The 9122-nt window shown below is 65.4% G+C and carries 7 protein-coding genes; 4 read left to right on the top strand and 3 right to left on the bottom strand.

Going from position 1 to position 9122, the window contains the following annotated elements; translation table 11 throughout:
- From RMO81_RS15535 to RMO81_RS15525, 3 genes are all read right to left on the bottom strand, one after another.
- On the bottom strand, positions 1–939 hold a 939-nt coding region (locus RMO81_RS15535; RefSeq protein WP_310476850.1), incomplete at its 3' end, for a glycoside hydrolase family 16 protein.
- 141 nt (positions 940–1080) lie between these two features.
- Entirely contained in the window at positions 1081–1773 is a 693-nt protein-coding gene (locus tag RMO81_RS15530) for a hypothetical protein (protein ID WP_310476849.1), read from the bottom strand.
- Positions 1770–3575 carry a toll/interleukin-1 receptor domain-containing protein gene (locus tag RMO81_RS15525; protein ID WP_310476847.1) on the bottom strand — a complete coding sequence of 602 codons (1806 nt, stop codon included), beginning with the start codon at positions 3573–3575 and terminating at the stop codon, positions 1770–1772. Before RMO81_RS15525 ends, RMO81_RS15530 begins: the two co-directional genes overlap by 4 nt.
- 130 nt (positions 3576–3705) lie before the next feature.
- On the opposite strand from RMO81_RS15525, the gene RMO81_RS15520 reads away from it, so the two are divergent.
- The 4 genes from RMO81_RS15520 to RMO81_RS15505 all read left to right on the top strand — a co-directional run.
- Entirely contained in the window at positions 3706–7254 is a 3549-nt protein-coding gene (locus RMO81_RS15520) for a hydantoinase B/oxoprolinase family protein (RefSeq protein WP_310476846.1), read from the top strand.
- 59 nt (positions 7255–7313) lie between these two features.
- Entirely contained in the window at positions 7314–7667 is a 354-nt protein-coding gene (locus RMO81_RS15515) for a PaaI family thioesterase (protein ID WP_310476845.1), read from the top strand.
- Between the two features lie 14 nt (positions 7668–7681).
- On the top strand, positions 7682–8326 hold the full coding sequence (locus RMO81_RS15510; RefSeq protein ID WP_310476851.1) for a DUF969 domain-containing protein: 645 nt from the start codon (positions 7682–7684) through the stop codon (positions 8324–8326).
- The coding region (locus tag RMO81_RS15505) for a 5-oxoproline transporter, DUF979 family subunit (RefSeq protein WP_310476844.1) at positions 8323–9122 on the top strand (800 nt) is incomplete at its 3' end. The genes RMO81_RS15510 and RMO81_RS15505, both read left to right, overlap by 4 nt.

Below are 9122 nucleotides of genomic sequence, written 5' to 3'. Positions count from 1 at the left end.
CCACACCCGCACCCAGTCCACTTCCATCGCCACTTCGCCGCGGCCCACCTTGTCCACCGTGGCTTGCGGCAGGCCGAAATAGGGCGACGTCACACCGTTGACCTTGCCCGGATAAACCCCGCCAATGGCAAAGTTGAGGATCACATACTGCTTGCGGTCAAACCGCCACGGGCCATAGCGTTCGACCGTCGCCCGCGTCACCCGGTAATATTCGCGGCCATCGACGGTGAAGATCACTGCGTCCACCGTGCGTTCGACAGCATAAACATGCCAGCCAGTCACATCCTCGCCAGCCGGGAAATCAAAGCGCTGGTACAAAGGCGTATCGCCGGAATAGCCGGGGCCATGGATGGCGGCGTTGATCCACGCCTTGTCGCCCACATTTTCCATGATGTCGATTTCGCCGCTGTCGGGCCAATTGCCATAGCCCAGCAGCCAGAATGCCGGCCAGACGCCGATGGCATCCGGCATGCGGATGCGCGCCTCCACCTTGCCATAGGTCACATCCACGCGGTTTTCGGTGTTGATCCGGCCCGACACGAAATCCGTCACCCGGCCGCCGGGCGTTACATAGCCCCGGCGCGGCACCGGTTTCAGCACCAGGGCACCACCATCGGCGCCAGCCGGCGTCGCGAAACTGATGGTTTCCGGGCTGTCGACATAGGCCTGCACTTCATTGTTCACCCAGAAGGCCGGCCCTTCGACATTCCATTTGCTGCGATCCAGCGAGCCGGAATTGAACTCGTCGGCAAACATCAGGCGCAGCGTGGGCGCCGGGGTGGGGGTGGGCGTGGGCGCCGGGGTGGGGGTGGGCGCGGGTGTAGGCGCCGGAGTAGAAACAGGCGCAGGTGCCGCTATCGCGCCCCCACTGCCGCCGCCACAGCCCGCCAACAAGGCCAGCGCCGCGACCATCAAACCAGCGCGACGACCCGTCCGCATGCTGTTCCCCCACCAAACGTCCACCGGCAAATCCGGTTTGATAACGTTATCATCAGGCTAGACAGCCAAGCCCTGCATGGCAAGTGTGTTACCGAGCTGGAGGGGACGCGCAACCACCCAGGGCCGCCCGCCCCCGCTATTTCAGCCCTCGTTCTTCATGTTGGGATCGATATAGATTGGCGTCCACTTGGTCCGGTCTTTCTTGTTGGCGACGAGAACCCCGATATTGATCGAGGATTCTTCGCCAGCGACCAGCAAAGACCCGAATTTCACGGTCTCCATCCCCGAAACGGAATCTTTTTCGACCGGCATGCGGCCGCAAAATTTGACGCCGTCACCCAATCGCACTGTCACCGCGCCGGCCGAATCCTTGTCGTTGGGCGGCACGGCACTGGCATCCATACGAATAAAGGTCAGGTCCCGCTTGTCCGGCTTGGCGGGCTGCAACATTATGTGGATCTCCACATAGCCGCCCCTGCTGAGATCGCCATTGGCCGCCAGATCAAGATTGGTTGGATAAAATTTCTTGTCATCAAGCGTTGGCGGCATGCTTCCTTTGCCGCTTTGAGTAATGTTACGCTCGATTTGTTGATCATTGCCGCCCAGCTGTTTCAACATCTGGTTGGAGATCAGCATGATCAACGGGTCACCGATCCTGCTGTCGGGGCATTTTGTCGTGGGGATCACTTCGGTTGCGCCCGCCACAAATGGTTCGGCCGGCGTCACTACAGCATCGACATCTCCGGCCGCAGGCTTGCCGGCATCCACCCCGCCCTTCTCTCCGCACGCCGCCAGCACCAGCAGCCCGGCCATCATCCCCATGTTGCGCATCATCCTGCCTTCTCCTCTGCCTTCGTTGCCCAGTTTCGTTCCGTTGCCAGGTCCAGCCCCCAGCGGTCGGTAAGCCTGTCCCCGCTGGCGGCCAGCGGCGGCGGCGGCGTGCCGGTGCGGCGGGCGGCCAGGATCTGGCAGAAATCGGCGAGTTCATCGCTCTTCAGCGTGGCCCGGTCCTTGGCACAATCGCCATTCAGTGCGGCCAGCGTGGCGGCATCGGGGCGACGCACCGGCGGCCGCATCAGCAGCGCCTTCAACTGCATCAGGCTGAACATTCGCACCTGCGCGCGCCGGCGGATGTTCTGGGGATCATTGGCGGCCAGCGTCGCGGCCTTGTCCTTGCCCTCGCTCAGCCGCGGCAGCGCTGCTTCCGGGCGGCCAGCTTCGATGGCGATACGGGCCAGCGCCAGTTCGTGGGCAACCCGGTCGGCGGTCACCTGCCGATCCTGCGGGTCAAGCACAGTCAGCCGATCAAGAATCAGCTTCTGCCGCGCCCGCGCCGCCAACGCCTGCCCCGGCGCACCCGCCAGCCGCTGCGTATCGGCCAGCCACGCCTCGGTATCCGCCAGGCTCATCAACGTGTCGTGATGGTCCGGGCGCAGGGCATCAGCGGCAGCAAAGGCCTTCAACGCCGCCAGAAAATGCCCCTGCGCCGCCGTGGTATCTAGCCGGGTGCGCAGCGTCAGTGTTCCCAGATTATTCTCGGCATAGCCCACTTCCAGCCACCAATCCGGCTTGCTGCGATCGATGGCAATCAGGCGGCTGGCCAGATCGCGATAGGCGGCAAAGGCTTTGGCCGCCTTGCCCCGCTCGCCGCCGTGCCAGCTCACCATGCCGGTGAAATACTGGCTCTGGGCGTGGGCAAAGATGCGGGCCGGATCGGCCGGGGCCTTGGCCAGCAACTGCGCGGTGGTGCGCATCGCTTCCTCGGTCTGTACGCGCGCGGCCACCAGATCGCCGCGGCTTTCATCATCTTCGGCAATGGCCAGCAGCAGCTTGGCGCGTTGCTGCAGATCGGCATCCGACAGGCCGGTCAAATCCTGCCCGCGCCAGCTTTTTGCCACGCCGTCGTTCACAGCTGTCAGCAGATCAAGCCGGCCAGCGCGTTTCAGCTGCCCGCGCAGATCGTCGAGCATATAGTTGGACAAGGTGCCGGCCCGCACCCGTTGCCGTTCTTCGGCCAGCCGCGCGTTTGTCGCCTGCACCACCAGCACCAGCACCACGGCCATCACCGCAATCGCCAGCGCCGCCAGGCCGATGATCTGCTGCATGCGGCGCTGGGCATCGCGTTGCACCAATACGCCCATCGCCACGCCGGCCATCACCGCCACCAGCTTCAGCAGCGCCAGGCGTTGCCCTTCGCCGGGAATATCGGCGGCCAGCGGCACCAACGGGCGGCCATCTGCCCGGTGCAGCAGGGCCGGCGGAAAACTGGTTTCGGGCGTGCCTTCCAGCAGCAGCGGCAGGATGTGATCATCGCCGTGGCGGGCGCGAAACATCTCGATCTCGCGACCCACCCATTCGGATTTGGCCGCCGCCGGGCTGCACAGCACCACCAGATACGCCGACGCGCCAATGGCCTCGATCACAGCGCTGTCGATATCAGGCGCCACCCGCATTTCATCGATGTCGCGAAACACCGGGCGCAGCCGGCGGCCGTCATCCACAAAGGCGGCGCCCCCGCCCCGCAGCCGGCGCGGCAGGCGATAGGTTTCAAGCCAGCGTTGAATGCGCTGCGCCGCCTTCCCGTCGCCCCGATTATAGGACAGGAAAACCGAATAACGCGGCGTACTGGTTACCATGTCCATTGTCGCTTGCCCCGATCAGGCGACTGCAAACGCAAGCTTAACATCTTCTGTCAAAATCCCAACACCGCTTGTGTGATCACTTTCCGCCCTTGACCATCGCGACACCCGCCGCCACGACTTTGCCATGGCAGGCTGGCAATTCTGGATTGATCGCGGCGGCACGTTCACCGATGTGGTGGCGCTGCGCCCCGATGGTGGGCTGGAAACGGCCAAGCTGCTCAGCCACGCGCCGGAACAATATGAAGATGCGGCGCTGGCGGGAATCGCTCGGCTGCGCGGCGACAGCGAAGCGCCGATCCACGCCGTGCGCATGGGCACCACCGTGGCGACCAATGCCCTTCTGGAACGCCGCGGCCAGCCCACCTGCCTGGCTATCACGCGCGGCCACCGCGATGCGCTGCTGATCGGGCATCAGGCGCGGCCGGATATTTTCGCGCTCGAAATCAGGAAACCCGCCCCGCTGTATGAAATGGTGATGGAGATTGATGAACGGGTGACCGCTGAGGGCGAGGTGCTGCGCCCGCTTGACGAAGTCGCTGCCCGCGCCGCGTTGCAGGGCGTGTTTGATGCCGGCTTCCGCAGCCTTGCCATCGCCTGCCTGCACGGCCACGCCTATCCGGCGCACGAAGCGCGGGTGGCGGAAATCGCACGCGAAATCGGCTTCACCCAGGTCACCACCAGCCACGAGGTTGGCGCGGTGATCCGGCTGGTGCCGCGCGCCAATACGGCAGTGGTGGATGCCTATCTGTCGCCGCCGCTGCGCGATTATGTCAGCCGGGTCGCAGCCGGCCTGCCGGGCGTGAACCTCGCCTTCATGCAATCCAACGGCGGTCTGGCCCGCGCCGGCTACTTCCATGGCCGCGATGCCATCCTTTCGGGCCCGGCCGGCGGCATCGTCGGCATGGCGGCAGCCGGGCGCAGTGCCGATGAAGACCGGCTGATCGGCTTCGACATGGGCGGCACCTCCACCGATGTCTCGCTGTTCGATGGTCAATATGAACGCGCCGAGGAGGTAATGATTGCCGGCGTGCCGATGCGGGTGCCGATGCTGAAGATCGACACGGTGGCGGCCGGCGGTGGTTCGATCATCAGTCATGTGGGAGGCCGCTTGAAAGTCGGCCCGGAAAGCGCCGGCGCTGTGCCTGGCCCGGCTGCGTATCGGCGCGGCGGGCCGCTCACCGTAACCGATGCCAATGTCATGCTCGGCATCGTGCAGCCGGCGCATTTCCCGGCGCTGTTCGGGCCAGGCGGTGACCAACCGCTGGATGTCGATGCCGTGCGCGGCGGCTTTGCCAGGCTCGGCGAAGCGCTGGGTCAGCCGCCCGAGCAGGTGGCTGCTGGCGCCCGCGCGATTGCCACCGAGACCATGGCGCAGGCCATCCGCCGCATCTCCATCGCGCGCGGGCACGATCCGGCGCGCTACACGCTGACCAGCTTTGGCGGCGCCGGTGGGCAACATTGCTGCGCCATCGCCGATCAACTGGGCATGACCCGCATCCTGATCCATCCGCTGGCCGGGCTGCTGTCGGCGTTCGGCATCGGCCTTGCCGAAGTGCGGGTGGTGCAACAGCGCACGCTGAATTGGCCGCTGGGTCCGGCGACCGATCTTGCAGCGCCCGCCGCGCAATTGGCTGAACAGGCCCGCGCGGCGCTGATGGCACAAGGCGAAGCGGCGGCGCGCGTGCAGATACGGGCCCGCATCCGCTATGCCGGGTCCGACAGCGGGGTCGATCTGCCGCTGGCCGATCCGGCCACCCTGGCCAGCACGTTCGCAGCCGAACAGGCACGGCGGTTCGGCTTCACCATATCCGATGCCGATCTGGTCGTGGACGCCTTGATTGCCGAAGCCGTCGGCGAAACCCCGCAATTGCCGGCCGTGTCGCCCGCCACCAGCAGCGGGGCACTGCATCTAGCCACCCACAATGTCTGGTTTGGGCAGGGCTGGCAGCGCTGCGCTTTCTACAACCGCGCCGCCCTGCCCGCCGGCTGGCGCATCGCCGGCCCCGCCGTGATCATCGACAGTGCCGGCACCACCCTGGTGGAACCCGGCTGGCAGGCCGAAGTCGATGCCGCCGCCAACCTGTTGCTGAGCCGTCTGGCCCCGGCAACCAAAGCCACAGCTGCAACCGTCGCCGCCGATCCCATCCGTCTTGAACTGTTCGCCAATCGCTTCATGGCCATCGCCGAGGATATGGGCGAAGCGCTGAAAACCACCGCATGGTCGGTCAACATCAAGGAACGGCTGGATTTTTCCTGTGCGTTGTTCGACGGCGAAGGCCATCTGATCGCCAATGCCCCGCACATGCCGGTGCATCTGGGATCGATGGGTGACAGTGTGCGCACGGTGATGGGCAAATGGGCTGGTTCCGCCCGCGGCATCCACCCCGGCGATGCGTTCGTGCTCAACAATCCTTTTGCCGGCGGCACGCATTTGCCGGATGTCACCGTGGTGATGCCGGTGTTCGCCGGTGGCTCCGCTCCGTCGTTCTGGGTCGCGGCGCGCGGCCATCAGGCCGATATCGGCGGCATCACCCCAGGATCAATGCCGCCCGACAGCAAGACCATCGCTGAAGAAGGCGTGCTGATCGACAATATCGTGCTGATCGACAAGGGCCGTTTCTGCGAAGCTGAAATGCTCGCCCTGCTCGGCAGTGGCCCGTGGCCAGCCCGTGACCCGGCGCGCTGCATCGGCGATCTGAAAGCCCAGGTCGCCGCCTGCACCCGCGGCGCGCAGGCGCTGGTGGCCTTGTGCGGCAGCGAAGGCGAAGCGGTGGTGATCGCCTTCATGTGCCATGTGCAAGACAACGCCGAACAGGCTGTTCGTGCAGCCATTTCTCACCTAAAGGATGGTGAGAGAATTGTCGAAATGGACAATGGCGCGCGCATCCGGGTGGCCGTGCGCATTGATCCTGTCAGCCGCAGCGCCACCATCGATTTCACCGGCACCTCACCGCAACTGCCCGACAATTTCAACGCGCCGTTTTCGGTGGCACAGGCGGCGGTGCTCTATGTGTTCCGCTGCCTGGCCGGCAATGATCTGCCGATGAACGATGGCTGCATGCGACCGCTGCGCCTGATCGTGCCCGAAGGCTCCATGCTGCGGCCGCAAGCCCCCGCAGCCGTGGTGGCCGGCAATGTCGAAACCAGCCAGATCATCACCGATGCCCTGTTCGGCGCGCTGGGCGTGCTGGCCGCATCGGAAGGCACGATGAACAATTTCACCTTCGGCAATGCCGCGCACCAATATTATGAGACGATCTGCGGCGGCGCCGGGGCTGGAAATGGCTTTGCCGGCGCCACCGCCGTGCAGACGCATATGACCAACAGCCGCCTCACTGATCCTGAAGTGTTGGAAACCCGTTTTCCGGTTCTGGTTGAAGAATTCAGTGCAAGATCTTGTTCTGGTGGAAAAGGCCGCTGGCCCGGCGGCGAAGGCGTGATCCGCCGCATCCGCTTCCGCGAGGCGATGACTGCCTCGCTGCTCTCCGGTCGTCGCCGCACCCGGCCCTTTGGCCTGAACGGCGGCAGCGATGCCGAACCCGGCAGCGCGCGCGTGGAACGGGCCGATGGCAGCGTGATCCAGCTTGGCGCGTGTGACCGCGCAGAGCTTGCAGCCGGCGACATGATCGTGATCGAAACGCCCGGCGGCGGTGGCTATGGAGAAGCAGTGTGAACATACCAGGCCAAACCGATGTTCCTGAAGGTTTTTTTCTCCACACCAGATCAAGCCCCGTGACTGATGCCTGGGCACCCATCTATGCCTGCATCACACCCCAAAGCTTCATCCTGACCATCAGAGTTGCCCCCCCACACTGCAATGGTCGCGGCCTGCTGCACGGCGGCGTGATTGCCGCGTTGGCCGACAATGCCATGGGCTTGTCGCTGGCCCTGCAGTCCGACCCGCCAGCCAGTCCGTTCACCACCAGCCTGTCCCTCGACTATTTCGGCAAGGCGGCGGTTGGGGCCTGGCTGACCTTTGAAACCGATCATGTCTCGCAGCAGGGCCGGAACGGCTTCACCCACGCGCTGGTCAAGGCCGATGGCGAGCCGGTGGCGCGGGCAAGCGCCACCTTCCGCCTGACGTGAGCGCCCTTCCCAGCCTGTGGCCGCTGGCCGGCATCGCCATCGTGGTGGCCGGCTTTGCGCTGCGGGCCAATCCGCTGGCCGTGGTGGTGGCAGCCGCGTTCGGATCGGGGCTGGGTGCCGGCCTGTCGGTGCCCGAAGTGGTGGCGGCACTGGGCAAGGCTTTCCACCAGAACCGCTATGTCTCGGTGCCGTGGCTGGCGCTGCCGGTGATCGGCCTGATGGAACGCGCCGGCTTGCAGGAACAGGCGGCCGCCCTGATTTCCCGCACAAGATCCGCAACAACCTCACGCATCCTGCTGATCTATTTGGGTTTCCGGCAGATCACGTCAGCGCTGGGCCTCACCCAGATCGCCGGTCACGCCCAGACCGTGCGGCCCTTGCTGGCCCCCATGGCCGAAGCCGCCGCAACGCGCGACAAGCCGGACATCAGCGAGGACGAGCGCAACCAGATCAAGGCGATGGCCGCAGCCACCGACAATGTCGGCATCTTTTTTGGTGAGGATATCTTCCTCGCCATCGCGTCGATCCTGCTGATCAAGGGCTTCCTCGAAAGCGCCGGCATCATCGTTCAGCCGCTGGAATTGTCGGTGTGGGCCATCCCTACGGCCGTGGCGGCTTTTGCGGTGCATGGCACAAGGTTGTGGAAACTGGGCCGGTGATCGGCCTTGCCGCCCTTTATGCCTTGGCCGGCGTTGTGTTCGGCAGTTGGGCCGTGGCCACACTGATTGATCGCCAGCACCCCAAACGCTGGGCTGGCGCCGCCTTCTGGGGCCTGCTGGCGGCGGAATTCCTGGCGGGCGATGCGCTTGGCGACATGGGCAACGGCGTGCTGCTGCTCGCGCTGGTGGCGCTGGCGTTGCTGGGCGCGCCGGGCAAGGGGCGCTCCCCCACCACCACGGTTGCCGAGCGCCTTTCCAGCATTGTGCGCCACGGCAATCGCCTGTTTCTGCCGGCGCTGATCATGCCCGGCGTCGCACTCGCCGGCACCTTCCTGTTCCCGCTGCTGCCCGGTCTGGTCGATCCCAAACAGGTCACCCTGGTCAGCCTGGGCCTTGGCGTCGTGCTGGCCACGGGCTTCCTGCTGCTGTGGCAGCGCCCACCCCTCACCGCTGCGGTGCAGGAAGGCCGGCGGCTGGCCGAAGGCGTTGGCTGGGCGATGATCCTGCCGCAAATGTTGGCCAGCCTGGGCGCGCTGTTCACAGTGGCTGGCGTCGGCGAAATCGTCGGCGCACTGGCGCCGCTGGCGATTCCGGAAGGCAGCCGCCTGGCAGCCGTTGTTGCCTTTACCGGCGGCATGGCAATCTTCACCATCCTGATGGGCAATGCCTTTGCCGCGTTCCCGGTGATGATGGGCGGCATCGGGCTGCCGGTGCTGGTGCTGGGCATGGGCGGCAATCCGGTGGTGGTGGGCGCGATCGGCATGCTGGCTGGCTTCTGCGGCACCTTGCTGTCGCC

The organism is Sandarakinorhabdus sp. (assembly GCF_031422795.1).
In the GTDB taxonomy this organism is placed as follows: domain Bacteria; phylum Pseudomonadota; class Alphaproteobacteria; order Sphingomonadales; family Sphingomonadaceae; genus Sandarakinorhabdus.
The sequence above is the reverse complement of the archived record's forward strand: the minus strand, read 5'-3'. Positions and strand labels throughout refer to the sequence as shown.